General features: G+C 65.1%; 29 protein-coding genes. 8 read left to right on the plus strand and 21 right to left on the minus strand.

Annotation, left to right across the window (positions count from 1 at the left end; all coding sequences use genetic code 11):
- Positions 1-125 precede the first annotated feature (125 nt).
- Genes IB232_RS09935 through sdhC form a run of 4 tightly spaced genes read right to left on the minus strand, consistent with a single transcriptional unit; the run spans position 126 to position 3,384 of the window.
- Entirely contained in the window at positions 126-845 is a 720-nt protein-coding gene (locus IB232_RS09935) for a succinate dehydrogenase iron-sulfur subunit (RefSeq protein ID WP_137972991.1), read from the minus strand.
- Between the two features lie 11 nt (positions 846-856).
- Entirely contained in the window at positions 857-2,632 is a 1,776-nt protein-coding gene (gene sdhA, locus IB232_RS09940; protein WP_192398339.1) for a succinate dehydrogenase flavoprotein subunit, read from the minus strand.
- A 3-nt stretch (positions 2,633-2,635) separates the two neighbouring features.
- Positions 2,636-3,004, minus strand: a complete 369-nt coding sequence (gene sdhD / locus IB232_RS09945) for a succinate dehydrogenase, hydrophobic membrane anchor protein (RefSeq protein ID WP_137972989.1) — start codon at positions 3,002-3,004, stop codon at positions 2,636-2,638.
- Positions 2,998-3,384, minus strand: coding sequence for a succinate dehydrogenase, cytochrome b556 subunit (gene sdhC / locus IB232_RS09950; protein ID WP_192398340.1), 387 nt, complete (start codon positions 3,382-3,384; stop codon positions 2,998-3,000). The genes sdhD and sdhC overlap by 7 nt, the downstream gene beginning before the upstream one ends.
- A 348-nt stretch (positions 3,385-3,732) precedes the next feature.
- Between sdhC and gltA the strand changes: the two genes are divergently transcribed.
- Entirely contained in the window at positions 3,733-5,022 is a 1,290-nt protein-coding gene (gene gltA / locus IB232_RS09955) for a citrate synthase (protein ID WP_192398341.1), read from the plus strand.
- 55 nt (positions 5,023-5,077) lie between these two features.
- Here gltA and IB232_RS09960 read toward each other — a convergent pair whose 3' ends face one another.
- Together IB232_RS09960 and IB232_RS09965 are read right to left on the minus strand one after the other, a co-directional pair.
- Entirely contained in the window at positions 5,078-5,683 is a 606-nt protein-coding gene (locus IB232_RS09960; protein ID WP_192398342.1) for an START domain-containing protein, read from the minus strand.
- A 59-nt stretch (positions 5,684-5,742) separates the two neighbouring features.
- On the minus strand, positions 5,743-5,994 hold the full coding sequence (locus tag IB232_RS09965; RefSeq protein WP_137972986.1) for a YkgJ family cysteine cluster protein: 252 nt from the start codon (positions 5,992-5,994) through the stop codon (positions 5,743-5,745).
- A gap of 139 nt (positions 5,995-6,133) precedes the next feature.
- Between IB232_RS09965 and IB232_RS09970 the strand changes: the two genes are divergently transcribed.
- On the plus strand, positions 6,134-6,475 hold the full coding sequence (locus IB232_RS09970) for a DMT family protein (RefSeq protein ID WP_192398343.1): 342 nt from the start codon (positions 6,134-6,136) through the stop codon (positions 6,473-6,475).
- Between the two features lie 79 nt (positions 6,476-6,554).
- Here IB232_RS09970 and IB232_RS09975 read toward each other — a convergent pair whose 3' ends face one another.
- Positions 6,555-7,427, minus strand: a complete 873-nt coding sequence (locus IB232_RS09975; protein WP_192398344.1) for an NAD(P)-dependent oxidoreductase — start codon at positions 7,425-7,427, stop codon at positions 6,555-6,557.
- A 145-nt stretch (positions 7,428-7,572) separates the two neighbouring features.
- Here IB232_RS09975 and IB232_RS09980 point away from each other — a divergent pair, with 145 nt between their 5' ends.
- From IB232_RS09980 to rhtA, 3 genes are all read left to right on the plus strand, one after another.
- Complete coding sequence (locus tag IB232_RS09980) at positions 7,573-8,115, plus strand: exonuclease domain-containing protein (protein WP_192398345.1); 543 nt, start codon at positions 7,573-7,575, stop codon at positions 8,113-8,115.
- Positions 8,116-8,182: 67 nt separating this feature from the next.
- A complete protein-coding gene (locus tag IB232_RS09985; RefSeq protein WP_137972982.1) occupies positions 8,183-8,464 on the plus strand; it encodes a pyrimidine/purine nucleoside phosphorylase in 282 nt (93 codons plus the stop codon).
- Positions 8,465-8,532: 68 nt separating this feature from the next.
- Positions 8,533-9,408, plus strand: coding sequence for a threonine/homoserine exporter RhtA (rhtA, locus tag IB232_RS09990; protein WP_192398346.1), 876 nt, complete (start codon positions 8,533-8,535; stop codon positions 9,406-9,408).
- Here the strand turns inward: rhtA and IB232_RS09995 are convergent.
- The 7 genes from IB232_RS09995 to IB232_RS10025 are packed head-to-tail and all read right to left on the minus strand — an operon-like array spanning position 9,405 to position 15,406.
- Positions 9,405-9,914: a hypothetical protein gene (locus tag IB232_RS09995; RefSeq protein ID WP_192398347.1), complete on the minus strand. Its 510-nt coding sequence runs from the start codon at positions 9,912-9,914 to the stop codon at positions 9,405-9,407. The two genes, rhtA and IB232_RS09995, sit on opposite strands and share 4 nt — an antisense overlap.
- Positions 9,911-11,038, minus strand: a complete 1,128-nt coding sequence (locus IB232_RS10000) for a saccharopine dehydrogenase family protein (RefSeq protein WP_318652254.1) — start codon at positions 11,036-11,038, stop codon at positions 9,911-9,913. The genes IB232_RS09995 and IB232_RS10000 overlap by 4 nt, the downstream gene beginning before the upstream one ends.
- Before the next feature lie 9 nt (positions 11,039-11,047).
- Positions 11,048-12,814, minus strand: a complete 1,767-nt coding sequence (locus IB232_RS10005; RefSeq protein ID WP_192398349.1) for an ABC transporter transmembrane domain-containing protein — start codon at positions 12,812-12,814, stop codon at positions 11,048-11,050.
- The gene (locus IB232_RS10010) at positions 12,811-13,251 is read right to left on the minus strand and encodes a thiol-disulfide oxidoreductase DCC family protein (RefSeq protein WP_192398350.1); all 441 of its coding nucleotides are present in this window, start codon (positions 13,249-13,251) and stop codon (positions 12,811-12,813) included. Before IB232_RS10010 ends, IB232_RS10005 begins: the two co-directional genes overlap by 4 nt.
- A gap of 54 nt (positions 13,252-13,305) precedes the next feature.
- On the minus strand, positions 13,306-13,878 hold the full coding sequence (locus IB232_RS10015) for a DUF1287 domain-containing protein (protein WP_192398351.1): 573 nt from the start codon (positions 13,876-13,878) through the stop codon (positions 13,306-13,308).
- A gap of 2 nt (positions 13,879-13,880) precedes the next feature.
- The gene (locus IB232_RS10020) at positions 13,881-14,279 is read right to left on the minus strand and encodes a GFA family protein (protein WP_192398352.1); all 399 of its coding nucleotides are present in this window, start codon (positions 14,277-14,279) and stop codon (positions 13,881-13,883) included.
- A 14-nt stretch (positions 14,280-14,293) separates the two neighbouring features.
- Positions 14,294-15,406, minus strand: a complete 1,113-nt coding sequence (locus IB232_RS10025; RefSeq protein ID WP_192398353.1) for an ATP-NAD kinase family protein — start codon at positions 15,404-15,406, stop codon at positions 14,294-14,296.
- Positions 15,407-15,520: 114 nt separating this feature from the next.
- Between IB232_RS10025 and IB232_RS10030 the strand changes: the two genes are divergently transcribed.
- Positions 15,521-15,697 carry a PA1571 family protein gene (locus IB232_RS10030; RefSeq protein ID WP_192398354.1) on the plus strand — a complete coding sequence of 59 codons (177 nt, stop codon included), beginning with the start codon at positions 15,521-15,523 and terminating at the stop codon, positions 15,695-15,697.
- Positions 15,698-15,706: 9 nt separating this feature from the next.
- Here IB232_RS10030 and pdxB read toward each other — a convergent pair whose 3' ends face one another.
- Positions 15,707-16,837 (minus strand): 4-phosphoerythronate dehydrogenase PdxB, encoded by a 1,131-nt coding sequence (gene pdxB, locus IB232_RS10035; RefSeq protein WP_192398355.1) that lies wholly within the window; start codon positions 16,835-16,837, stop codon positions 15,707-15,709.
- Between the two features lie 126 nt (positions 16,838-16,963).
- On the opposite strand from pdxB, the gene IB232_RS10040 reads away from it, so the two are divergent.
- A complete protein-coding gene (locus tag IB232_RS10040) occupies positions 16,964-18,370 on the plus strand; it encodes an MATE family efflux transporter (protein ID WP_192398356.1) in 1,407 nt (468 codons plus the stop codon).
- Here IB232_RS10040 and IB232_RS10045 read toward each other — a convergent pair.
- From IB232_RS10045 to rlmM, 3 genes are all read right to left on the minus strand, one after another.
- Entirely contained in the window at positions 18,328-18,780 is a 453-nt protein-coding gene (locus IB232_RS10045) for a gamma-glutamylcyclotransferase family protein (RefSeq protein ID WP_192398357.1), read from the minus strand. The genes IB232_RS10040 and IB232_RS10045 overlap by 43 nt on opposite strands.
- A gap of 33 nt (positions 18,781-18,813) precedes the next feature.
- The gene (tusA, locus tag IB232_RS10050) at positions 18,814-19,053 is read right to left on the minus strand and encodes a sulfurtransferase TusA (protein ID WP_137972969.1); all 240 of its coding nucleotides are present in this window, start codon (positions 19,051-19,053) and stop codon (positions 18,814-18,816) included.
- 238 nt (positions 19,054-19,291) lie between these two features.
- The gene (gene rlmM / locus IB232_RS10060) at positions 19,292-20,341 is read right to left on the minus strand and encodes a 23S rRNA (cytidine(2498)-2'-O)-methyltransferase RlmM (protein ID WP_192398358.1); all 1,050 of its coding nucleotides are present in this window, start codon (positions 20,339-20,341) and stop codon (positions 19,292-19,294) included.
- Positions 20,342-20,483: 142 nt separating this feature from the next.
- Between rlmM and acnA the strand changes: the two genes are divergently transcribed.
- On the plus strand, positions 20,484-23,225 hold the full coding sequence (acnA, locus tag IB232_RS10065) for an aconitate hydratase AcnA (protein ID WP_192398359.1): 2,742 nt from the start codon (positions 20,484-20,486) through the stop codon (positions 23,223-23,225).
- 165 nt (positions 23,226-23,390) lie between these two features.
- On the opposite strand, the gene IB232_RS10070 is transcribed toward acnA, so the two are convergent.
- From IB232_RS10070 to IB232_RS10080, 3 genes are all read right to left on the minus strand, one after another.
- Positions 23,391-24,833 carry a mannose-1-phosphate guanylyltransferase/mannose-6-phosphate isomerase gene (locus tag IB232_RS10070; RefSeq protein WP_192398360.1) on the minus strand — a complete coding sequence of 481 codons (1,443 nt, stop codon included), beginning with the start codon at positions 24,831-24,833 and terminating at the stop codon, positions 23,391-23,393.
- Between the two features lie 80 nt (positions 24,834-24,913).
- Positions 24,914-26,023, minus strand: coding sequence for a mannuronate-specific alginate lyase (locus IB232_RS10075; protein ID WP_225592231.1), 1,110 nt, complete (start codon positions 26,021-26,023; stop codon positions 24,914-24,916).
- Positions 26,024-26,032: 9 nt separating this feature from the next.
- Positions 26,033-26,680: an alginate O-acetyltransferase AlgF gene (locus tag IB232_RS10080; protein ID WP_192398361.1), complete on the minus strand. Its 648-nt coding sequence runs from the start codon at positions 26,678-26,680 to the stop codon at positions 26,033-26,035.
- Position 26,681: the final 1 nt, after the last annotated feature.

Raw genomic sequence — 26,681 nt, forward strand, 5'->3', positions numbered from 1 at the left:
CCCGGATGCCCCTGCTGGTCGTCATTTTTCTTTCAAATAAGAGCCCTGGCTTTGTGAGCTGGGGCTCTGGCTTTACTGCGCCGGCGAATCGTTCCGCCGACGCAGGTGTAACGTGAAACGCTGAATCAGGTACCGCTCTGCAGCAGCATGTTACGTACGTGACCGATGGCCTTGGTCGGGTTCAGACCCTTGGGGCACACGTTCACGCAGTTCATGATGCCGCGGCAGCGGAACACGCTGAACGGGTCATCCAGGGACGCCAGACGCTCGGCGGTCTTGGTGTCGCGGCTGTCGGCCAGGAAGCGATAGGCCTGCAGCAGCGCGGCGGGACCGAGGAACTTGTCCGGGTTCCACCAGAAGGACGGGCAGCTGGTGGAGCAGCACGCGCACAGGATGCACTCGTACAGGCCGTCCAGCTTCTCGCGCTCTTCCGGGCTCTGCAGACGCTCGATGGCCGGAGCCGGCGTATCGTTCTGCAGGAACGGCTGCACCTTCTCGTACTGCTTGTAGAAGATGCTCATGTCGACGACCAGGTCACGAATGACCGGCAGACCCGGCAGCGGGCGAATGACCAGCTTGTTGCCCTTCACCACGGTGGAGATCGGGGTAATGCAGGCCAGGCCATTCTTGCCGCTGATGTTCATGCCGTCGGAACCGCACACGCCTTCACGGCAGGAACGACGGTAGGAGAAGCCTTCGTCCTGTTCCTTGATCAAGGCCAGTACGTCGAGAACCATCAGGTCCTTGCCGTCGATCTGCACCGTGAAGTCCTGCATGAACGGCGCGGCGTCTTTTTCCGGGTTGTAGCGATAAACGCTGACTTGCAAAGTGTTACCAAGAGACATGGTGGCCACCCTTAATAAGTACGTACTTTGGGTTCAAATGCAGGAACGGTCTTCGGCGCGAAGTTCACAGCGCGCTTGGCAACACGTTTCTCACCCGGGAAGTACAGGGAGTGGCACAGCCAGTTGGTGTCGTCGCGGTCCTCGTAGTCTTCGCGGGCATGGGCGCCGCGGGACTCGGTACGGGTGTCGGCGGCGATGGCAGTGGCTTCGGCCACTTCCAGCAGGTTCTGCAGCTCCAGCGCTTCGATACGCGCGGTGTTGAAGGCCTGGCTCTTGTCGGCAATCTTGACGTTGGCGATGCGCTCGCGCAGATCGGCCAGCTGAGTGATGCCCTTCTTCATGTATTCGCCGGTACGGAATACGCCGAAGTAGTTCTGCATGCACTGCTGCAGCTCTTTACGCAGCGGAGCCACATCTTCACCGCTGCTGCGCTCGTTGACGCCGGACAGGCGCTTGAGCGAAGCCTCGATGTCGGTCTCGCTGGCACCACGGACTTCCACGCCTTCTTTCAGCGCTTTTTCCAGGTGCAGGCCAGCGGCACGACCGAACACGACCAGGTCGAGCAGCGAGTTGCCGCCCAGACGGTTGGCACCGTGTACCGATACGCAGGCGACTTCACCCACGGCGAACAGACCTTCGATGATCTTGTCGTTGCCGTTGGCGTCCTGGGTGATGGCCTGGCCATGAATGTTGGTGGCAACGCCGCCCATCATGTAGTGGCAGGTCGGGATCACCGGAACCGGAGCGAGCACCGGGTCGACGTGAGCGAAAGTCTTAGACAGTTCGCAGATGCCCGGCAGACGGCTGTGCAGCACTTCTTCGCCGAGGTGGTCGAGCTTCAGCAGCACGTGGTCCTTGTCCGGGCCACAGCCGTTGCCGGCGATCACTTCCTTGACCATGGAACGGGCAACTACGTCGCGGCCGGCCAGGTCTTTGGCGTTCGGCGCGTAACGCTCCATGAAGCGCTCGCCGTGGGCGTTGATCAGGTAACCACCTTCGCCGCGGCAGCCTTCGGTAACCAGCACACCGGCGCCGGCGATGCCGGTCGGGTGGAACTGCCACATTTCGATGTCCTGCACCGGCACGCCAGCACGCAGGGCCATGCCCACGCCATCGCCGGTGTTGATCAGGGCGTTGGTGGTGGAAGCGTAGATACGACCAGCACCGCCAGTGGCCAGAACCACGGCCTTGGAGCGGATGTAGACGGTTTCGCCGGTCTCGATGCAGATGGCGATGATGCCGACGATGGCGCCGTCCTGGTTCTTCACCAGGTCGACGGCGTACCACTCGTTGAGGAACGAGGTGCCGGCCTTCAGGTTGGCCTGGTACAGGGTGTGCAGCAGAGCGTGACCGGTACGGTCAGCCGCGGCGCAGGTACGGGCAGCCTGGACGGACGGATTGTCCGGGCCCTTGGACTGGCCACCGAACGGACGCTGGTAGATGCGGCCCTGTTCGGTACGGGAGAACGGCAGGCCCATGTGCTCGAGTTCGAACACGGCCTCCGGGCCGACGGAACACATGTATTCGATCGCGTCCTGGTCACCGATGTAGTCGGAGCCCTTGACGGTGTCGTACATGTGCCAGCGCCAATCGTCGTTCGGGTCGGCCGAAGCGATGGCGCAGGTGATGCCGCCCTGGGCGGATACGGTGTGCGAACGGGTCGGGAAGACCTTGGTCACCACGGCAGTCTTGTGACCGCCCTGGGCCAGCTGCAGTGCGGCACGCATGCCTGCACCGCCGCCACCAACGATGATGGCGTCATAGGAAAGAGTACGAATGCTAGACATGGATCAGAAACCCCACAGGATCTGCACACCCCAGACGAACACGACGAACTGGAGCACGCCGCATACCGCCTGGACGAGGAAACGCACGCCGGTCGCCCAGCGGCCAATGGCCATGGGCGTCAGGTAGTCGGTGGTGATGGTCCACATACCGACCCAGGCGTGCACGATGAGAGCAACCAGAGCCAGCAGGCTGAAGATGCGCATCGCAGTGTGGGAGAACAGAGCATGCCACTCGGCGTAGCCGAGGCCCGGATGAGCTACCAGGTAGCCGATCAGGAACAGGAAATAAGCCGCGAGAACGACCGCAGATACGCGCTGGGCCATCCAGTCGTAGAGGCCCGAACGCGAGAAGTTGGTTACGTTGGTTACCATACCCAGACCCCCGCCAGAACAATGATCACCACCGAGACGGCGAGAACAATCTTCGAGCCCAGCTTGCCGCCTTCCAGCGACTCGCCGACACCCATGTCCATGATCAGATGGCGTACACCGGCCACCAGGTGATACAGCAGAGCGGACAGAAGACCCCAGACGATCAGCTTGGCCAGCGGACTGGTCAGGCACGCCTTAACTTCTGCAAAGCCTTCCTCGGAGGCCAGGGATTTATCCAGAGCGAACAGCATCAGGATGATTCCCAGGAAGAGGATGACACCGGAAATACGGTGCAGAATGGACGTATAAGCTGTGATCGGGAGTTTTATGGTCCTGAGATCTAGGTTTACAGGTCGTTGGCTATTCACGGCTTTTTTCACACTAGAGGCCCCTAACAAACAGGGCAAGTTGTCGGGAAGTGCACTGGTCAGGTACCCCTCACCAAGGGAGTGCCAGCCGTCTAATTGTAGGCCTTAAAGCCCCTGACGGCCGGGCGCAGAGTATAGACAGTTAGGTAACTAATGACAACGTAATGACCCACCCCAAAAAGCGGATTGCATGCCATTAATAAATGACGTATTAGGCCGCTCTCCCTGCCCCAAAAAAGGGCTGAAACCCCTCTGCTGTCTGGGTTCCAGTAAATTGACTTTCAGATTTATGTCTCTATAGTGTCCCGGGCCCTGCGTGGGGGGCTTCTGATGATTTCAAGCATAAACAGGAGGCCGAACATGGCTGACAAAAAAGCGCAGTTGATCATCGAGGGCAATGCCCCCGTAGAGCTGCCCGTATTGACCGGCACCGTAGGTCCCGATGTAGTTGACGTACGGGGCCTTACCGCCACGGGTCGCTTCACTTTTGATCCTGGCTTTATGTCGACCGCCTCTTGCGAGTCGAAAATCACCTACATCGACGGCGACGCCGGTGTTCTGCTGCACCGCGGCTTCCCCATCGAACAGCTGGCCGAGAAGTCCGACTACCTGGAAACCTGCTACCTGCTGCTGAACGGCGAACTGCCGACCGCAGAGCAGAAGGCCAAGTTCGTCAGCACCATCAAGAACCACACCATGGTTCACGAGCAGTTGAAGAGCTTCTTCAACGGCTTCCGCCGCGATGCCCACCCGATGGCCATCATGTGCGGCGTGGTCGGCGCCCTCTCCGCCTTCTACCACGACTCGCTGGACATCAATAACGCCCAGCACCGCGAAGTCTCGGCCATGCGCCTGATTGCCAAGATGCCGACCATCGCCGCCATGGCGTACAAGTACTCCATGGGCCAGCCCATGATGTACCCGCGTAACGACCTGAACTACGCGGAAAACTTCCTGCACATGATGTTCAACACCCCGTGCGAGATCAAACCGATCAGCCCGGTACTGGCCAAGGCGATGGACCGCATCTTCGTCCTGCACGCCGACCATGAGCAGAACGCCTCCACCTCCACCGTACGTCTGGCCGGTTCCTCCGGTGCCAACCCGTTCGCCTGTATCGCCGCCGGCATCGCCGCGCTGTGGGGCCCGGCACACGGCGGCGCCAACGAAGCCGTACTGACCATGCTGGACGAGATCGGCAGCGTCGAGAACATCGACAAGTTCATCGCCAAGGCCAAGGACAAGAACGATCCGTTCAAGCTGATGGGCTTCGGTCACCGCGTGTACAAGAACCGCGACCCGCGCGCCACCGTGATGAAGAAGACCTGCGACGAAGTGCTGGCCGAACTGGGCATCAAGAACGACCCGCAGCTGGAACTGGCCATGCGCCTGGAAGAGATCGCCCTCACCGATCCGTACTTCAAGGAACGCAACCTGTACCCGAACGTAGACTTCTACTCGGGCATCATCCTCAAGGCCATCGGCATCCCGACCAGCATGTTCACCGTGATCTTCGCCCTGTCGCGTACCGTCGGCTGGATCTCGCACTGGAAGGAAATGCTGTCCAGCCCTTACAAGATCGGCCGTCCGCGCCAGCTCTACACCGGCTACGACAAGCGCGACTACGTCAAGCTGGAAGACCGCAAGTAAGTTTTGCGGGCAAAGAAAAAGGCTGCCAATTGGCAGCCTTTTTTCATTTCCGGCCTCAGCGTTTCTCGGCCAGGTCACGCAACCCCTTCAGGGTATTGAACGGCGCATCCACCACAAAGCTGTTGGCCAGCCAGGACGGCACGCTGCCACCCGGCTCGGTGTGCACCTGGTAGATCACCTCGACCTTGCCGTCCTTCGGCACCAGGCTCCAGTAGCCCTGCAGGCTGGTGACCCGGGTGTGGTCCTGGTCGAGCGGGATGAACTTGGGCTGGCCGTCCATCTTGCGGATCAGGCTGCCATCGACGCCCTGCTCCGACACCACGTGCAGTATCGAATCCCGGGCCTCTACCGGCCAGGGCATCTCGAAGCGGGTGTAGACCCAGCTCTCGGCACCTTCATGCTTGAGTAGGCTCTGCTCGGCGCAGGCGTGAATCCAGGCACAGGAGCCCTTCACATCCTCCTGCAGCTTGCGCAATGCCGCCACATCGCTGGCGATGGTGGTCACGCCGCGATAAGCCTTGTACTTGGAGCCCGGCACCTCGCTCAGGTAGACCCTGATGCCGCCCTCGTCCTTGGCCAGCTGCCAGTCCTCGGCATGGGCCAGACCACTTGCCAGCAGGCTCAGACCACAGATGGCGGCCGCTCGACTCAATGCAATCATCATTGCTCCTTGGGGATATTGACCCGCCGGCAGCGCCGCCGGGCCTGGATTCGACTCGCTCAGGCGGTGGCTTGTTCCAGCCAGCCAATCAGGCGGATCGCCTCTTCGCGGCTGTCGCCACACACGTAGTCCGCGGCGGAAAAGGCCAAGCAAACATCCGGGCGCTCGGGGCTGCCGAAGATGGCGCAGAGGAACTCGGCAGTGAGGTGCAGGCAGCGCTCACCCGCGGCCTTGCCCTGAGGCAGACCGGGAATCGGCGAACTGATGGAAGGCGCGATGCAGCAGGCACCGCAGCCGGCACGACATTCCATGAAGACCTCTCATGCGCAGAGCGGCGGCGATCTTAACGCCTGGACGCCGTGCCTTCCATCCCCACGCCTCAGCCGCTGTGGCTTGGCCAACTGCTCACAGCTATCTAGGCTTGCTGCTTTGCCTCACGAGAACATCGCCATGCCGGTCTGGATGCAAACCGCAGCCTTGCTCACCCTGTCGAACATCTTCATGACCTTCGCCTGGTACGGCCACCTGAAGACCATGAACAGCAAGCCCTGGCTGGTCGCGGCGCTGGTCAGCTGGGGCATCGCGCTGTTCGAGTACCTGATCATGGTGCCGGCCAACCGCATCGGTTACACCGAGATGTCGGTCGGCCAACTGAAGATCATGCAGGAGGTCATCACCCTGGCGGTGTTCGTGCCCTTCAGCGTCTACGTGATGCAGCAGCCGCTGAAGCTGGACTACCTGTGGGCGGGCCTGTGCCTGTTGGGTGCGGTGTACTTCATCTTCCGTGCCTGAGGCGGGTAGCAGCTGAGCACGTCGGAACGGGCGGCGAATGACGCCAGCAAGCCCGCCCGGGGCCGGGCGGGCGGGCGCCTCAGGGACGCTGCTTGAGACGGGCGATCAGGCTGGATGTATCCCAGCGGCCGCCACCCATGGCCTGTACGTCGGAATAGAACTGGTCGACCAGCGCCGTTACCGGCAGCTGCGCGCCGTTGCGGCGGGCCTCTTCCAGCAAAATCGACAGATCCTTGCGCATCCAGTCCACGGCGAAACCGAAGTCGAACTTGCCGGCCAGCATGGTCTGGTGGCGGTTCTCCAGCTGCCAGGACTGGGCCGCGCCCTTGCTGATCACTTCCATCGCCGCATGGCCGTCGAGGCCGGCGCACTGGGCAAAATGCAGGGCCTCGGACAGGCCCTGGACCAGACCGCCGATGCAGATCTGGTTGACCATCTTGGTCAGCTGGCCGCTGCCCACCGGTCCCATCAGCTTGATCATCTTGGCGTAGGCGTCGATCACCGGCTCGGCACGCTTATAAAAGACCTCCTCGCCGCCAACCATTACCGTCAGCATGCCATTCTCAGCGCCGGCCTGGCCGCCAGACACCGGCGCATCAAGAAAGCCCAGGCCCTGCTCGGCGGCAATGGCCGCCAGCTCGCGGGCAACATTGGCAGAAGCGGTGGTGTGGTCGACCAGCACGCTACCTGCCGCCATGCCGGCGAAGGCACCGTCCGGACCGAGCAGCACGCTGCGCAGATCGTCGTCGTTACCGACGCAAGTCATCACGAACTCGGCGCCTTGCGCAGCCTCGCGCGGGGTCGGTGCCGATTCGCCGGCGAACTCGTCTTCCCACAACTGCACCTTGGCTGGCGAGCGGTTGTACACGCAGATCTCATGCCCCTCGCACGCCAGATGCCCAGCCATGGGGAAACCCATCACGCCCAGACCGATAAACGCCACCTTTGCCATGCACCACCTCCTCGCTAACTGGTGTCCAAGCATAGCCCGGATCGAGGGGCGGCCGGCCAGCACAGCTGAACGGCAAAACTGTGCACGCGGCTTTGCCCGCTGACACCGGCCCTTCCATACTGGTGAGGAGCTAAGGAGGGAACCTATGCGGCACTGGCTGATCATCGACCTGGAAGCGACCACCGAAGAAGGCGGCTGGCCGGTGGAAGACATGGAAATCATCGAGATCGGTGCCAGCCTGGTGGCGTCCGATGGCCACGAGTTGGAACACTTCCAGCGCTTCATCCGCCCCCAGCGGCGCCCGGTCCTCACCAGTTTCTGCCGCGAACTGACCCGCATCACCCAGGCGCAGGTGGATAGCGCCCCACCGTTGGGCCAGGTCTGGCCGCAGTTCGAGCGCTGGCTGGAGCCCCATCTGCCGCACCTGGCGGGCTGGGGCAGCTGGGGTGACTACGACCGCCGTCAGCTGCAGCAGGAATGGCAGCGTCACGATCTGTGCAGCTGCCTGCAGGACATCCCGCACCACAACCTCAAGCAGAGCTTCGCCGACAGTCGCCAGCTCAAGCGCGCCGTGGGCCTGCAGGGCGCGCTGCAGCTGACCGGTCTGCAGTTCCAGGGCCGCCAGCACCGGGCCCTGGAGGATGCGCGCAACACCGCCCGGCTGCTGCCGCTGATATTTGCCCCCTGAGGGCTGACTGAGGCGGGCTGGTTGGGCATACTGGCGGGCCATTTTTGACCCTTCCGAGGAGCCCGCCATGTTCAAGGTCAACGAGTACTTCGACGGCACCGTCAAATCCATCGGCTTCGCCATGAGCGAAGGCCCGGCCACCATCGGCGTCATGGCTCCGGGTGAGTACGAGTTCGGCACCGCCCAGCTGGAAGTGATGCACGTGGTCGCCGGCGCCCTGACCGTCAAGCTGCCGGGCAGCGACAATTGGGAAACCTTCGAGGCCGGCAGCAAGTTCACCGTGCCGGGTAACAGCAAGTTCCAGCTGAAGGTCGCCGTAGACACCGCCTACCTCTGCGAATACCGCTGATCTAGGCTAGGTTGAAAGAACCGGCCCCAGTGGCCGGTTTTTTATTGCGGTACCGCTCGGAATCCATCATGTCGCGCTCCACCTCCATCGCTCTGCCCATCGTCCTGCTGGTGGTCGCCATGACCTCCATCCAGAGCGGCGCCTCCCTGGCCAAGAGCCTGTTCCCGCTGATCGGCCCCGAGGGCACCACAGCCCTGCGCCTGAGCCTGGCCGCGCTGATCCTGTGCATCGTCATGCGTCCCTGGCGCAGCCGTCCCAACCTGGCTGCCTGGCGCTCGCTGCTCGGCTATGGCCTGTCGCTGGGGGCTATGAACCTGCTGTTCTACATGTCGCTGAAGAGCATTCCGCTGGGCATCGCCGTCGCCCTGGAATTCACCGGCCCATTGGCTCTGGCGCTGTTTTCGTCGCGCCGCCTGCTGGACTTCGTGTGGATCGCCCTGGCCGTGCTCGGCCTCTGGCTGCTGTTGCCGGACACCAGTGCCAGCGACCATCTCGACCCGCTGGGCATGGCCCTGGCTCTGGGCGCCGGCGTGTGCTGGGCGCTGTACATCCTGTTCGGGCAGAAGGCCGGTGCCGCCCACGGCGCGCAGACCGTGGCCTTCGGCACTGTGGTGGCGGCGTTATTGGTATTCCCGGTGGGCCTCTGGCAGGTCGGCGGCGGCCTGTTCTCCATGGACCTGCTGCCGGTGGCCCTGGCCGTGGCGGTAATGTCTTCGGCCCTGCCCTACAGCCTGGAGATGTTCGCCCTCACCCGCATGCCGGCGCGTACCTTCAGCGTATTCATGAGCCTGGAGCCGGCCATCGCTGCCCTCTCCGGCCTGATCTTCCTCAGCGAGAACCTGAGTCCGATTCAGTGGCTGGCGATCGGCGCCATCATCCTAGCTTCGGTCGGCGCTGCCGCAACCATCAGGCCCAGAAGCGAGCGTCAGATAACCAAGCCCTAGGATCGCCAACGCACCCAGAGCAATGCGACGATCTTCCAAGCCCGACCGCCATCCAAGCTCCGACCTGGCAGCAGATTGCAGCACGCCATCAGCAAATTGAAGAAGCCGAGCACTATCACCACCGGCCCGTAATAACCCAAGCGCTCGCCGAACAGCGGCAACGGCAACAAAACCAGCGCGGCCACGCCAAACTGCGCCAAAACCCCACCCCAGACCACCTTAACCTCGTCTAGGAAATCCGCCGGTTTCTGGAAAAGGCACAGGCCATGGAAAAAACCCAGCTGCACCTCGTATACGTGCAGACCCAGGCGATGGGCAACGAACGCATGCCCCCACTCGTGCAGGAGGATAATTGCGAGGTAGCAGAGCAGTGCCAGCAACCCATGCAGCCCGGCACTCCAAGACCACAACAAGCAGAGGCCAGCGAACAGGCCAACCGACCAGTGCACAAGAACGGGCGCCCCATAGATGCGTAACTTGGGCACCAACAGGTAACCGTGAATCACCCCACAGCACCGAGCTCAGGCAGCACCCTCACACCGCTAGCGATGGCCAGCCCGTCCAGCTCCGCCAGGTATTCCTCCAGCGTCAGCAAGCCCAGGCACGGCATGGCGCCACGGGCGTTCAAAGTACCAGCGGCCAGCTTGCGGGCCAGGGCGACGGCGGCCATGCAGGGGATGTTCGGGCCGTCGTTATTTTCAGCCAGCAGTTCCCAGCACAGCGTCAACGGCTGGCCTGCCTGATCGAGACCGCTCAGGCGCACGAACATGCCGCTACGGCCGTCGCCGAACGGTTCCACCGACACGGCACGACGATGCAAGAAGTCGGTCAGCGGCACGGCACTGCGTAGCAGGCCGGCGCGCACCAGCCAGGCCAGTGCCCAGGTGCCGAACTGGGTCAGGCGCAGGCCGACGCCGGCCGAAAAACGCACGCTGCGCACGCCCGGATAGCGCGCCGGAAACAGCTGCAGATCGGGGACATCGCAGTTGGCCACCCAGCGAGGGCCGAGTGGTGCGGGGAAGTCGTGACGCGCCAGGTCCTGCCAGCCGAACACCTCGCGCCAGGCGCCGTCGCGCCATTGCTGGAACGGTTTGCCACAGTAGTCCAGCACCGCCTCCAGGGTCGAAGCTCCCGGTGTTTTCTCCGAAGAGCTGATGCCGTGCCAAATATGGTCCAGGCGGGAGAAGCGCGGCAGCAGGCTGTCGATCACCCCGCCCGCAAGGGCCGGCACCGAACTGGCGCCGCCGCAGACCAGCACCCCGGCCGCTTTCGCCGCCGTATCCAGCTCGCCGATAGCGCAGACGAAGGCGCGGGCATCGGCCAGGTCGGCGTAATGCAGACCGGCCTCGATGGCGGCGCGCGCCACCCGGTAGTCCTGGCGCTGGAAGGGCCCGGCGGTCGAAATCAGCAGCTGCGCACCCAGAGCGCCCAGACGCTCGACCAGATCCGGCGCGTTCATGTCCAGCTGCAGCGCCTGGGTGCCGGTTTGCGCCGCCAGCGCCTCGGCCTTGGCCAGGTCGCGCCCGGCCACCCACACGCGCATGCCAGCGATAGCCCCCAGCTTGCGCACGATGACCTGGCCGAAGTTGCCATAGCCACCCAGCACCACCACACCGAATTCCTTGTGCACCATTGCTCCTTAACGACGCTCGGTATTGAACTGCAGCTGCGCCAGCCGTGCGTACAGCGGATTGCTCGCCACCAGCTCGGCGTGGCTGCCAATGGCCTGCAGCCGGCCGCGGTCGACCACCGCGATGCGGTCAGCATTCTGCACGGTGGCCAGACGGTGGGCGATGACCAGTGTGGTGCGCCCACGCATCAGCCCCGGCAACGCCTGCTGGATCAGGTGCTCACTCTCGGCATCCAGCGCACTGGTGGCCTCGTCGAGCAGCAGGATCGGCGCATCGGTGAGCAGCGCGCGGGCAATCGCCAGGCGCTGGCGCTGGCCGCCGGAAAGCCCCAGCCCGGCCTCGCCCAGGTGGGTCTGATAGCCCTGCGGCAGGCGCTCGATGAACTCGTGGGCATGGGCTGCACGCGCCGCGGCCCCGACCTCGGCGGCGCTGGCATCCGGGCGCCCATAGCGCAGGTTGTCCTCCACCGAGCCGAAGAAGAGCGCCGGGTTCTGCGACACCAGGGCGAAGCAGCGGCGCAGGTCGGCCGGATCGAGACGCTGGATCGGCACACCCTCGATCAGCACCTCGCCTTCCTGCGGATCGAAGAAGCGCAGCAGCAGATCGAAAAGGGTCGACTTGCCAGCGCCGGACGGGCCGACCAGAGCCAGGGTCTCACCGGCGCGTATCGCCAGATCGATGCCATCAATGGCCGGCTGCTCCGGCCGGGCCGGATAGAAGAAGCGCACGCCACGCAGCTCGACCGCGCCACTCACCCGCTCCGGCAGTTGCAGCAGGTTCTCGCTCGGCGCGGTGATGGCGTTGCGCGTGCGCAGCAGTTCGGCAATGCGCTCGGCGGCGCCGGCGGCGCTCTGCAGCTCGCCGATCACCTCGCTGATGGCACCGAAGGACATGCCGACGATCAGGCTGTAGAACACGAACGCCGCCAGGTCGCCGCCGCTGATACGCCCGGCGATCACATCCATGCCGCCGACCCAGAGCATGGCGCCCACGGCGCCGAGCACCAGCACGATGACCACGGTGATCAACCAGGCGCGCTGGCGGATGCGCTTGCCGGCGGTGGCGAACGCGGCCTCCACGGTGCCGGCGAAGCGCTGGCGATCCTGGGCCTGGTGGTTATAGGCCTGCACCGTCTTGATCTGGCCGAGGGTCTCGCCGATATAGCTGCCCACGTCGGCAACCCGATCCTGGGTCTGCCGGGACAGCGCGCGCACGCGGCGGCCGAAGATCAGGATCGGCGCCACCACCAGCGGCAGCGAACAGACCACGATGGCGCTGAGCTTGGCGTTGGTGACAAACAGCAGGATCACCCCGCCGATCAGCATGATGCCGTTGCGCAGGGCCATGGACAGCGACGAGCCGATCACCGTCTGCAGCAGCGTGGTATCGGCGGTCAGCCGCGACTGGATCTCCGAGGCGCGGTTGCTCTCGTAGAAGCCGGGGTGCAGGTCGATCAGGTGGTCGAACACCTTGCGCCGGATGTCGGCGACGAAACGCTCGCCGATCCAGCTGACCAGGTAGAAACGGGTGAAGGTACCGACCGCCAGGGCCAGCACCAGCACGAAGAACAGCGCGATGGAGTGATTCAGCGCGCTCTGCGACTGGGTCGCCAGGCCTTGGTCCACCAGCAGGCGGATGCCCTGCCCCATGGACAGGGTGATGGCGGCGGTGAACATCAACGCGGCCAGGGCTCCGACCAGGCGCCAGCGGTACGGCGCGACGAAGCGCCAGGCCATGCCCAGCGCCTGGCGCCGGTTATCCGAGAACAGGCTCATGGTCGCGGCTCGGCGGAGTCGAGGAAGCGTTGCTGGTGGTCGGCGTCGGGCAGCAGGCAGCTGTCGTAGCGACCGAACAGACGGTAGCGGTTCAGGGCGATGCGGTCGTAGCACCAGTCGCGCAAAACGCGCGGCAGGAAACGCAGCACGGCCAGCAGGCGCCAGGCACCGGGTAGCTGGGCGACGACGCGCAGTACGGCGTCGGAGCGCACGAACAGCGTCTCGCCTTCCACATAGGCCATGGTTTCGAAAGCGTCGGTCGGCAAACCGAACCAGGCCAGGATCGCCTGGCCCTCGGCCGACTGCACCGAGCACAGGCGAAAACGCCGCTCGTGGTCATGGCGAATCAGAAACTTCGCCCAGCCATTGCACAGCCGGCACACACCGTCGAACAGCACGACGCGATCGCCGGCCTGGATATGGGGTGGGAATGCCATCGAGACCTCCGAAAATCCTGCGGCGATGCTAACTCATTGAGCGCAGCGGTGACCTCAATCAACGAAGCGATAGTGGCCGGTGATGGCGAAGCCGAACAGGATGTCCTCCTCCCGCGTGCCACGGCCGATGTTGTGCAGCACCAGCGGCACACCAGCCGGGCTGCTGCGGTCGGAGACGATGCCGATATGGGTCAGGCCGCGCCCCAGGTCCCAGGTGACGATATCGCCGGCCTGGTAATCGGCCGGCCTGTCGCTGACCTTCAGCGCCATACCCTGGCGCTTGAACCAGGTCATCAGGTTGGGTACGCGGCGGTGGTCGATATTGCGGTCGGTGCGCTTGAGCCCCCAGTTCTTCGGGTACAGGGCGAAGTGCGCGCGCATGTCCTCGTGCACGCTCTTCTGCAGGTCCAGGCCCTGCTCGCGCAGGGCGCGGATCACCACATCCGTGCACACGCCGGTGCTCAGCGGCACGTCGCCGCCGGGGTAGTCCAGCTGGCGGTAGACCGGGTCATAGCTCAGGGTCACGCCGACCTGGCTGCGGGCATCGAGCACCAGGCGTTGCGGATCGATGCCCACCGCCCAGGCCGGGGCCAGCGCGAAGACCAGCAGAAGCAGGAGATGGCGCATGGTCATTCCTTGCGCGCGGCGTAGCGTGGCAGATCGTCGTGCAACTCCCACCAGTTGGCCTTGGAGTCGGCATATATGTGCCAGCCGGGCCGGCTCGCCACCTCGCCCTGCAGGCTGCCGACACGGATGCGCAGTACACCCGGCAGCTGGCTGGTGCGGCTGTAGATGGGTGAGCCGCAGCGCGAGCAGAATACCCGCTGCTTGCCTGGCGAGGACTCGAACGCCTGCAGGCGTTCGGCACCGCTGAGCAGATGGAATGCTGCTTCGCTGACCGGGATATTGCTGGCAAACGGCGTGCCTTGCGCCCGCCGGCACTGGCTGCAATGGCACAGCTGGATGGGTGCAAGCTCACCCTCAATCTGATAGCGAATCTCGCCGCACAGGCAGCTTCCCTGATGCATGACCTTCTCCTGTTTCAACGCAATGGGTAGAGCAATTCTTCCCGGTAGCCCGCCCACACCCGCACGGCGTCGGGGAAGGCCTCGTCCAGCGCCGGATCACCACTGTCGACCAGCAAGGGACGACCTTCCAGGGTGCCGAGCTTGCGCTTGGTGGCGATCACCCGCAGGTGGTCGAGACCGATGGCGCGCAATACACGCGGGCTGATCTGCTGGTTGCCGCGGCCGATGATATGGCCCTGGCCACCGATGGCAGTGACCAGCAGGCGCGCCGGATGACCGTCGATCAACTCGAACAGCTGCGCTTCGGTCACATCGCGGGCGATCACCGCGCCGTCTTCGATCACATCCACGCCCAACAGGGTGGTCTCCAGGCCGAGGTTCTGCGCCAGCCCATGCAGGGTCGAACCGGGGCCGAACACGTAGCGCACGCCGTCTTCCCAGCTTTCCTGCAGCCAGTCGGCCAGGTCCACCAGCACCAGCTCCTCGGATTCCATGCCGCCCTGTTTGACGTGCTGCATGAACTCGCCCTCCACCGGCACGCACATCTCGCCGTAATGACGCGCGCCCACCTTGCCCTCGCGCAGGGCCGCTTCATCTATATCGCGCACTTCGCCACTGGACAGGCGCACCAGGCCGCCCTCAATCAGGCGCAGGGCCATCTGCCCGGCGGCGCGCGGGCTGATGGCATAGACCCCGGAGTGGATCTTCACCCCGGCCGGGATACCCAGTACCGGCTGGTCCTCGCGCACCGCGCTGCACACGTCGCGCGCGGTGCCGTCGCCACCGGCGAACAGGATCAGCGCACAACCGGCGTCCTGCAGGGCGCGCACCGCGGCCTGGGTATCCGCCGCCGTGGTCGGGCTCTCGCCCAGGCTGCCGAGCACCCGGTGGGCGTAGCCCATTTCGTTCAGCAGGTCGGCGCCCATGGCGCCGGGAAAGGTGACGAACTGCAGGCGCTCGGCCACCGGCCGCAGGCACTCCAGGGTGATGCGCGTACGTTCGGCGGCGCGCGGTTCGGCGCCGCGAGCCAGGGCCTCGGCGGCCACGCCGTCGCTGCCCTTGAGCGCCGCTGGTCCGCCAAGGCCGGCCAGCGGATTGATGATCAGGCCCAGATGGAAAACACTCATACCTACTCCAATACGGCGCACCGTTGGGTGCCCCGAAAAAACCTCTCGCGCCCGCTGTCACAGCGCCTTCATCTGCCCGTCCTAGACTTTCCACATAGTCCGGAGGAAACGGTCATGAAAGCGCAACAGCAGCCCCCGCAGTCCCAGACCAAACCCGCCAACCCGCCACAACCGCTGGGCGGCGCCATCATCGATGCAGAGGGTCGGGAGATTCCCATTACCGAGCAGATGATCCAGCAGGCCTGCCGCGAGCTGGACAAGGCTTGGCAGACACCTCACCACTGGCACTGACCCACCGCCTCAGCGCGGGTGGCAACCCAGCGCCGCCGCCAGCGCCGCCAGGTGCGGTGCATCGCCCTCCAGACGCACCTGCAGACCGTCGATCTCGCGACGATAGGGATAGTGTTTACGCAAATGGTCGAAGGCCGCCTTGCGCTGAGCCGCATCGCCAACCAGGCTGCGGCGGAAATCGGCATCGTCACGGCGCGGGTCGTATACCGCACGACACAGGGTGGCCAGCGCCCAGCCGATATCGGCGTCCTCGTGCAATAACAGCTCACCCAGCCAGGCCGACGGCAGCAGGTCGGCCAGTTGCACCGTCTCCTCCAACCCCATGGCCTTGCAGTAAGCCTGATAGATCTGCGCCGTACCGCGCAGCTTGCCATCCAGGCTGTAGCCGGCGATGTGCGGGGTGGCGATCTGGCACAGCGCGGCCAGTTCGGGATCGGCCAGCGGCTCCCCCTCCCACACGTCCAGCGCCACCTGCAGGTCGGCGCCATTCTGCAGATGAGCCTTAAGCGCAGCGTTGTCCACCACCGGGCCGCGGCTGGCATTGATCAGCCAGGCGCCCGGCTTTAGTTGGCGCAGCTGCTCGGCACCGAGCAGGTGGCGGGTGCCGGCATCCAGCGGAGTGTGCAGGCTGATGGCATCGCACTCGCGCAGAATGGTGTCCAGGTCGACGAAGTCGCCGCCCTCGGCGGCCTGACGCGGCGGATCGCAGACCAACAGGTTCCAGCCCAGCCCGCGCAGCACTTCGACCAAGCGCCCACCGACCTGGCCGGCGCCGACCACGCCGTAGCGCAGCTCGGGCAGCTTGGCGCCGGTGCTTTCCGCCAGCGCCAGCAGGCAGCCCAGCACGTAGTCCACCACACCGCGGGCGTTGCAGCCGGGGGCGCTGGACCAGGCGATGCCGGCCTCGGCGAAATAGTCCAGGTCGAGATGGTCGGTACCGATGGTGCAGGTGCCAACGAAGCGCACCTTGCTGCCTTCCAGCAACGCACGGTCGACCTTGGTCACCGAGCGCACCAGCAGCACTTCGGCATCGCCCAGCGCGGCGCGGTCGATGCTGCGACCGGAATGGCGGCTGATCGGGCCGAAAGCGGCGAAGAACTCGTCGAGCAGCGGGATGTTTTCGTCGGCGACAATCTGCATGAGGCACTCCAATCACGAGCCGCCATTCTAGGCGCAGAGCGGTGCGCCGGGTAAGCCACGCTTTCCTGACCAGGCAGACAGGGCTAGACTAGCGCGCCTCCTCTGCTCCATCTCGCCGGACCATCCATGCACGCCCTCTCCCGCTCCGCCCGCACCCTGGCCGAAATTCGCGCCCTGCTGGCGCTGGCCACGCCGATCATCATCGCCCAGCTGGCATACACCTCGATGGGCTTCGTTGATACGGTGATGGCCGGCCGGGTCAGCGCGCGTGACTTGGCGGGCGTAGCCCTGGGCAACTCGTTGTGGGTGCCGGTGTTCCTGCTGATGAACGGCACCCTGCTGGCCACCACGGCCAAGGTGGCGCAACGCTTCGGCGCCGGCAAGGAGGCGGAAAACGGCCCGCTGGTGCGCCAGGCATTGTGGCTGGCCCTGGCCATCGGCGCGTTGTGCGCGGTGCTGTTGTGGAACGCCGAGCCGGTGCTGCGCCTGATGGGTGTGGACGCCGAGCTCAGTGCCCTGGCCATGGGCTACCTGCGCGGTGTGGCCTGCGGCTTCCCGGCCACTGCGCTGTATCAGGTACTGCGCTGCTTCAGTGATGGTCTCGGCCGTACCCGGCCGAGCATGGTACTGGGCATCTGCGGCCTGCTGCTGAACATCCCGCTCAACTACGTGCTGATCTATGGCCACCTGGGTTTCCCTGCTTTGGGCGGCGTCGGCTGCGGCTGGGCCACGGGCGCGGTGATGTGGTGCAGCCTGCTGGGCATGTTGTGGTGGGTGCGCTGGGCGCCGGCGTATCGCCCCAGCGAGCTGTTCAAGCACTTCGAGTGGCCGCAGTGGCCGGTGATCCGCCGCCTGCTGAGCGTCGGCCTGCCCATCGGCGTGTCCATCTTCGCCGAGTCGAGCATCTTCTCGGTGATCGCCCTGCTGATCGGCGGCCTCGGCGCCACCGTGGTGGCCGGGCACCAGATCGCCCTGAACTTCAGCTCGATGATCTTCATGATCCCCTACTCCCTGGCCATGGCCGCCACGGTACGGGTCGGCCAGTCCATCGGCCGCGGTACGCCGCGCGATGCGCGCTTCGCCGCTGGCGTGGCAATGGGCACGGCGCTGACCTACGCCTGCCTGTCGGCGAGCCTGATGCTGTTGTTGCGCGAGCAGATCGCCGCCATCTACAGCCCGGACCCGACGGTGATCGCCATGGCCGCCACCCTGCTGGTGTACTCGGCGCTGTTCCAGTTCTCCGACGCGGTGCAGGTCACCGCCGCCGGTGCCCTGCGCGGTTACCAGGACACCCGCGCGACTATGCTGATCACCCTGTTCGCCTACTGGGGCATCGGCCTGCCGGTGGGTTACGCGCTGGGGCTGTCCGACTGGCTGGGCCAGCCGTCCGGGCCCAGCGGTCTGTGGCAGGGTCTGGTGGTGGGGCTGACCTGCGCCGCCGTGCTGCTCGGTATCCGCCTGGCGCGCAGCGCGCGCCAGCGCATTCACGCTCAGTCAGCGAGCGCGACGGTGGCGGCCAGCGCCGCCCAGTAGTCGGCGGAAAGTAGCTCGCGGCCCGCCAGTAGATGGGCCAGGTAGCCGCTGCTGGGCGCCAGCCCCTCGCTGCGCCAGGCCGGATTGGCGATGTAGATCCAGGCGGAGACGGCCCCTCGCTCGGTTTCGATGCGCATGCGTTCGCGGCTGTAGTAGATCGGCGTGCCTTCGAACACATCCAGCTTGAAGATCTCGCGCTCGTCGGCCAGGCGATAGAGCACGCCTTCCACCACGCCGCCGGCCTGGTGGCGGATATTGGCGTAGGCCCGACCGGGATTGTCGTGGGCGCGCTTGTTGAAACTCAGGGCATAGCCCGGCAACCGCGCCGCCATCATCTCCTCGACGACCAGGCCGCGCGCCTGCATGCGCGCGGGATTCATGTTGGAGCCGTAGGCGAAGTAGTAAGGCATGTCGGAACTCTGGCCGCAGGGAACGGCAGCGGGTCAATCGAGCTTCTTGCGAATCCAGTACTGGTAGGTGCCGCCGTCCTCGCCCTGCTCCAGCAGCTCGTGGCCGAGGAACATGCAGAACTTGGGGATATCGCGCTTGGTCGAGGGATCGGTGGCGAGCACCTTGAGCAGGCCGCCGGCCGGCAGGTCACGCACCTTGTTGTGCAGCATCATCACCGGCTCCGGGCAGTTGAGGCCGCAGGCGTCGAGAATGGCGTCGGGTTGCAGGGACATGGGCTACTCCGAAAAACTGGCGGCTATTGTGGCGTAAAGGACAACACGCGCCCAGCACGGGAGGCCGAACGGTGGACGAGCAGCACGACTGGTGCGTTAAGCGGCTGGACGACAACGGCAATGAATTGGTCGTCGCCACCGAGCTGAACCGCGCAGAGGCCGAGCGCCTGCCGGGGAACGCCTAGCTGGGAGTACCAGGCCAGGGGCCACAAGCAGAGCTACTGGGCCTACCGCCGGGCTACAGACGACGCAGGTGGCAGGTGACTTCCTCGCGGTCGTGGTAGAGCTGCTTGCAGGCGATGGACACCTTCAGCCGGCGCGCGGCGAAGGCATCCTCCAGGCGCTGCAGCAGCTTGCACACCTCGGCGTAGCGCTGCTTCATCGGCAGCTTGAGGTTGACCACCGCCTCGCGGCAGTGCCCGCCGCCGATCCACTCCTCGACCATCGCCGTGGTGCGCGCCGGCTTCTCGACGATGTCACAGACCATCCAGTCCACCGGCTGCTTGGGCTTCCAGGTGAAGCCGTCGACCATCAGATGGGTGACCAGGCCGGTGTCCATCAGGCTTTCGGCCATGGGGCCGTTGTCGATGGCGGTCACCAGCATGCCGCGCTTCACCAGTTGGTAGGTCCAGCCACCGGGCGCGGCGCCCAGGTCGACGCCGGTCATCTCGTCCGACAGCCGCGTCTCCCACTGCTCGCGCGGGATGAAGGTGTGCCAGGCCTCTTCCAGCTTGAGGGTCGAGCGGCTCGGCGCCTCGCGCGGGAATTTCAGCCGCGGGATACCCATCGGCCAGAGCGCCTGGTTATTGGCTTCGGCGATGCCGAGGAACACCTCGCGGCCGCTCTTGAAGGTCAGCAGCAGACGCGGCTTGCTCGGGTCGTCGACCAGCTTGCCGGCCTTCTCCAGTGCCTTGCGCAGCGGGCCCTCGAACTTCTTGCAGAAGTTCGACAGCTCCTTGCCGTCGTTGGTATCGAAGACTTCCAGCCACAGGCTGCCACACGCCGGATACTCGGCCAGCGCCTGCAGCAACACGCTGATGCGGTCGGTCTCCGGCAATTGCAGGTAGCTGCCGCGCGCCCACTGGCGCGGGAAGATCAGCCTGCTGAAACGCAGCGCGCGCATCAGGCGCTCGGCGCCCTGGGGCTCGCTGCAGACGAATTCGGCATGGGCGCTGCTGGGCTTGGACTTGGCGTAGCCGGCCACTTCCAGGCGCGCGGCGTGGTCGCTGATCTCGGCGCAGACCTCGCCCTCGAAGCCGGGGCGGCAGTGCAGTAGTAGGGTGTTCATCGGCGGCTCTCCTCAGGCCGCGCATGATAGCGGAGTCGGGAGCCCCGTCGGGAACCCCAGGCGCGCCCGACCGGTCCAGTGCAGTGGCAGGAGCTGACCTGACGGTCTAGTTTCAGAAGTTCAACCGAGCAGGAGCCCGACCATGTCTTCCCTGGATAGCCTGAATTGCCGACGTGACCTGCAGGTAGGCGCCACGACCTACCGCTATTTCAGCCTGCCGGAGGCCGCCAAGCGCCTCGGTGATATTCAACGCCTGCCCATGTCGCTCAAGGTGCTGCTAGAGAACCTGCTGCGCTTCGAGGACGACCACACCGTCAGTCCGCGCGATATCCAGGCCATGGTCGACTGGCTCGACCAGCGCCGTTCTGACCACGAGATCCAGTACCGTCCGGCGCGGGTACTGATGCAGGACTTCACCGGCGTACCGGCGGTGGTCGACCTGGCCGCCATGCGCGCGGCCATGGCCCAGGCCGGTGGCGACCCGCAGAAGATCAACCCGCTATCGCCGGTGGACCTGGTGATCGACCACTCGGTGATGGTCGACAAGTACGCTTCGCCCTCCGCCTTCGGCCAGAACGTCGACATCGAAATGCAGCGCAACGGCGAGCGCTACGCCTTCCTGCGCTGGGGGCAGAACGCCTTCGCCAACTTCAGCGTGGTGCCGCCGGGCACCGGCATCTGCCACCAGGTCAACCTGGAATACCTGGCCCGCACCGTGTGGACCAAGGACGAGGACGGCGCCACCTTCGCCTTCCCCGACACCCTGGTCGGCACCGACTCGCACACCACCATGGTCAACGGCCTCGGCGTGCTCGGTTGGGGCGTGGGCGGCATCGAGGCGGAGGCGGCCATGCTCGGCCAGCCGGTATCGATGCTGATACCCGAGGTGATCGGCTTCAAGCTCAGCGGCAAGCTGAAGGAAGGCATCACCGCCACCGACCTGGTGCTGACCGTCACCCAGATGCTGCGCAAGAAGGGCGTGGTCGGCAAATTCGTCGAATTCTACGGCGACGGTTTGGCCGACCTGCCCCTGGCCGACCGCGCCACCATCGCCAACATGGCACCGGAATACGGCGCCACCTGCGGCTTCTTCCCGGTGGACGACATTACCCTCGGCTACCTGCGCCTGTCCGGACGCCCCGAGGACGTGGTGCAACTGGTCGAGGCCTACGCCAAGATCCAGGGTCTGTGGCGCCTGCCTGGCCATGAGCCGCTGTTCAGCGACAGCCTGGAACTGGACATGGGCAGCGTCGAGGCCAGCCTGGCCGGGCCCAAACGCCCGCAGGACCGGGTCGCGCTGCCGGACGTACCGGCCGCCTTCGAGGACTTTCTCGGCGTGCAGCTGAAACCGCCAGCCAAGGAGGAAGGCCGCCTGCTCAGTGAGGGTGGCGGTGGCGTGGCGGTGGGCAATGCCGATCAGGTCGCGGAGGTCGACTATGCCGACCAGGGCCAGACCTACCGGCTGAAGACCGGCGCCGTGGTGATCGCCGCCATCACTTCCTGCACCAACACCTCCAACCCCAGCGTGATGATGGCCGCCGGCCTGGTGGCGAAGAAGGCGGTGGAGAAAGGTCTGAGCCGCCGGCCCTGGGTGAAGAGCTCGCTGGCGCCCGGTTCCAAGGTGGTCACCGAATACTTCAAGGCCGCCGGCCTGACGCCCTACCTGGATCAGCTGGGCTTCGATCTGGTCGGCTACGGCTGCACCACCTGCATTGGCAACTCCGGCCCGCTGCTGGAGCCGATCGAACAGGCCATCCATCAGGCCGACCTGACGGTGGCCTCGGTGCTGTCCGGCAACCGCAACTTCGAGGGGCGCGTGCATCCGCTGGTCAAGGCCAACTGGCTGGCCTCGCCGCCGCTGGTGGTGGCCTACGCCCTGGCCGGCAACGTGCGCATCGACCTCAGCCGCGAACCGCTGGGCACCGGCAAGGATGGCCAGCCGGTGTACCTGCGCGACATCTGGCCGAGCCAGCGGGAGATCGCCGAGGCCATCGCCAAGGTCGACACCGCCATGTTCCGCAAGGAATACGCCGAGGTGTTCGCCGGCGACGCCCAGTGGCAGGCCATCGCCGTGCCTCAGGCAGCCACCTACGAATGGCAGGCCGACTCCACCTATATCCAGCATCCACCGTTCTTCCAGGACATCGCCGGCGACCCGCCGCATGTGGGCGACATCCACGGTGCGCGCATCCTCGCCCTGCTCGGCGACTCGGTGACCACCGACCACATCTCCCCCGCCGGCAACATCAAGAAGGACAGTCCGGCCGGGCGCTACCTGAGCGAGCACGGCGTGGCGCCGGTGGACTTCAACTCCTACGGCTCGCGGCGCGGCAACCACGAGGTGATGATGCGCGGCACCTTCGCCAATATCCGCATCCGCAACGAGATGCTCGGCGGCGAGGAAGGCGGCAACACCCTGCACCTGCCCGGCGGCGACAAGCTGGCGATCTACGACGCGGCCATGCGCTACCAGGCGGAGGGCGTGCCGCTGGTGATCTTCGCCGGCAAGGAGTACGGCACCGGCTCCTCCCGCGACTGGGCGGCCAAGGGCACCAACCTGCTCGGCGTGAAGGCGGTGATCGCCGAGAGCTTCGAGCGTATCCACCGCTCCAACCTGGTCGGCATGGGTGTGCTGCCGCTGCAGTTCAAGGCTGGCCAGGATCGCAAGAGCCTGGGCCTGAGCGGCCGCGAGAAGGTCAGCATCGGCGGCCTGGACGGCGTCCAGCTACGCCCGCAGATGACCCTGGTACTGGATATCCAGCGCGAGGACGGCAGCCAGCAGAAGGTCGAGGTGTTGTGTCGCATAGACACGCAGAACGAGGTGGAGTACTTCAAGGCCGGCGGCATTCTGCATTACGTGCTGCGGCAGCTGCTGAAAGGGTAGATCGCAAGGCTGAAATGGTGGGCTGCCCGCTTCGCGGGCGAGGCCACCCTACGGTAAAGCAATGCCTGAACGTAGAGTGTACTCGCCGCAGGCAGTGCACCGTGCTAGCCAGACCGAAACGAAAAGGGGCGGCCAAGTGGCCGCCCCTTTGGTTTTCCAGCGGATCTAGCCGACCGTCTCGGTCTTGACCGGGGTGCGGCCGTAGACGTCTTCCAGACGCTCGATATCGTCCTCGCCGAGGTAGCTGCCGGACTGCACCTCGATGATCTCCAGGGGGATCTTGCCGGGGTTGGCCAGGCGATGCACCGAGGCGATCGGGATGTAGGTGGACTGGTTCTCGGTGAGCAGGAACACCTTGTCGTCACAGGTCACCTGGGCCGTGCCGGAGACCACGATCCAGTGCTCGGCGCGGTGGTGGTGCATCTGCAGCGACAACTGCGCACCCGGCTTGACGGTGATGTGCTTGACCTGGTGGCGGTTGCCGTTGTCCACCGAGTCGTAGCTGCCCCAGGGGCGATACACGGCGCAATGGCTCTGGGTTTCCTGGCGGCCCTGGGCGTCCAGCACGTTGACCAGCTTCTTGACGTCCTGCACGGCGTTCTTGTGGGCGATCATCACCGCGTCCTTGGTTTCGACCACCACCACGTCGTCCATGCCGATCAGGGTCACCAGCTTGGACGTGCCGTGCACGAAGCTGTTGTGGCTGCTGTGAGTGACCACGTCGCCCTTGAGCACGTTGCCGTCGCTGTCCTTCTCATGCACGTCCCACAGCGAGGACCAGCTGCCCACATCGTTCCAGCCGGCGGCCAGGGGTACCACGCAGGCACGGCTGGTCTTTTCCATTACCGCGTAGTCGATGGAGTTGTCCGGGCAGCACTCGAAGGTACCGGCGTCGATGGTCACCACGCCCGCGTTGGCTTTGCTGCGCTCCAGAGCCAGTACGCAGGTGTCGTAGATGTCCGGCTCGTGGGCGCGCAGCTCGTCCAGGTAGCGGCTGGCGCGGAACAGGAACATGCCGCTGTTCCAGTAGTAGCCCCCGCTGCGCACGAACTCGGCGGCACGCACCGCGTCGGGTTTCTCGACGAACTGCATGACTCGGTAAGCGCCCGGGATCAGGTCGTCGCCCTCCTCGCTGCGCCCGGCCTTGATGTAACCGAAGCCGGTTTCCGGGCTGTTGGCGGGAATGCCGAACAGCACCATCTCGCCTTCCTCGGCGGCGATGCGCGCCAGCTCCAGGGCCTTGCGCAGGGCCAGCTCATCGCTGATCACATGGTCGGCCGGGAGGATCAGCATCAGCTCGTCACGCCCTTCGGCGATCAGCTGCAGAGCGGCCATCGCCACCGCCGGTGCGGTATTGCGGCCGAACGGCTCGAGCAGCATGCCCTGGGTGCTCACGCCGATCTTGCCGAGCTGCTCGTTAACGATGAAGCGGTGCTCGAGGTTGCACACCACCATCGGTTTCTGCATGCCGTCGAAGCTCAGGCGCTGCAGGGTTTGCTGGAACAGCGAGAGCTCGCCGGTGAGGGCGAGGAACTGCTTGGGGTAAAGCTTGCGGGAAAGAGGCCAGAGGCGCGAACCGCTGCCGCCAGAGAGAATTACCGGAATCATTGGTTTGTCTCCATTCATATCCATTCAAATCTGAGCCATCCCGCGCCGAATCCGGCGTGGGATGAGCGTCAGGACCAACCTCAAGGCAGTTGCCCGGAAAATAGCTGGGTGAGGTCCCCGCCAAGCCGATAAGTGCTCAGCGGCTCTATGGAACGACGCCACGCGTCCGTGCTCTCCGAACACGAATACAGCGCGCAGTACGGTTCCAGCCAGGCGAAGCGGTTATTGCTCCGCAGATCCTCCAATGTCTGCGGATAACCGGTTTTCTCTTGAAATATTCCTGGATCCTGCAAACCCGCCTGCATGCGTAGCGCCAGACGCTGAAGGGCTCCATCGTTTTCCTGGCGCAGATCCAAGTTATTGGCCTGAGAGAAGGCCGCAATCATCATCAGCGGACCCATGCTGTAGTTGTGGTAAGCAAGCGCGCGGGTCTGACGGGACAGCTCCAACGGCAGGTAGCCGTCCTTATCCACTTGCCGCATGCCATGTCGATACTGCTCAACGGCCCAATCGAAGAGATCGCGCCGGTCGAGCACCACGGCAGTGGCCATGACTGACCAGGCCGCCCAGTACTGGTGGTTGTTGCGCCGGTCCATGGGCTGGGCATCCCAGTCCTTCACGACCTGATCGGCCAACTGGCCCAGCCACTTCTCTATGGACGCAGATTGCTCGGCGTAGCCCTTGAGTGGCTGAGAGCGGGAAAACTGCAAGCGCAGATAGGCACCCGCAATGCTTCCCAGCGCCCATTTGCGAACCGACTTGCCGGTATGGTTGTAGTTCTCGCTCAGCAACGCCCCGGCCTCGGCCCAGCTGTCCAGCCAGGTGACGGCGCACTCGGCATAGGCCAGCTGGCCGGTGTCGAAGTAACGCTCGACCAGTCGATTGGTTCCTCCTTCTAGCTCGCGCACGTCACCGGTCAGGCGCTCATAGCTGGCGGCCGCCACGAGGTTGAGCTTGTCGCGGGCCGCATCGGAGCCGCTGTATTTGCTCGGGAAGTGCAGGTCACCGGTATAGGGAGTGGGCACGGGCGGACAGCTGGGCTCCTTGCCCCTCGGCTTCGCGGCACTCTTGAAGTAACCCTCCGGCGGCACCAGCGCCGCCTTGCTGTCCCAGAAGCAGCCACCAGCCAGCAGCGTTGCCACAACCAGCGCGCCACGCCATGCCATCGTCGTCAGCCGAACCACTCTCATGCCAAGGCCTCAGTCGATCTTCACGGGGCGCTTGACCCACACCGGTGAAAGGTTGCCGGCGCTGCCGGTGACATACAGGCTGACCACCTCGCCTCGCTCGACGACCAGCGGGCTGAGGTCGCTGACCTTCTGCTCGCCGGCGAACAACGCCAGACGCACCTTGACCGGATTAATCTCGCGGTCGCCTCGGCCCTTGCCGGCCACGGCCGGGATCACCTCGGTCTTGCCGTCTGCGGTCTTCAGGCTGACCGGGGTATCGGACAGATTCTGGATACGTACCAGGGCCTTCTGGCGGTTCTTGAACGCCGGGTCCTCTACCAGCTTCAGCTCGCCGCTGGGCAGCTGTACCAGGGTGTAATACTGGTCGGCCTTGAGCTCCACCGGCAGGCTCTTGCCCGCGGCACTGGCGCTGTAGCTACCGGCGGGAAGGAAGGAGAAGTCGCTGCTGCCGCGCGGCTCCACTTCCTTGATGCTGACCGTGCCCAGGCTCAGGTCCAGTTCCGAGGAGCCGGCGTTGTAGGCACGCACGAAGGCCGAGCCGGCCGGTGCGGTTGGGCCGTACAGACCAGCCTCGTCGGCCTGGACGCTGCCGACAGCGGCGGTGAAGCTCAGGCCCAGTCCCAGGGCCAGTGTGCGAATGGAGTTATGCATGGTCATC

Origin of the sequence: Pseudomonas sp. PDM15 (assembly GCF_014851565.1) — a bacterium.
Lineage (GTDB): Bacteria > Pseudomonadota > Gammaproteobacteria > Pseudomonadales > Pseudomonadaceae > Aquipseudomonas.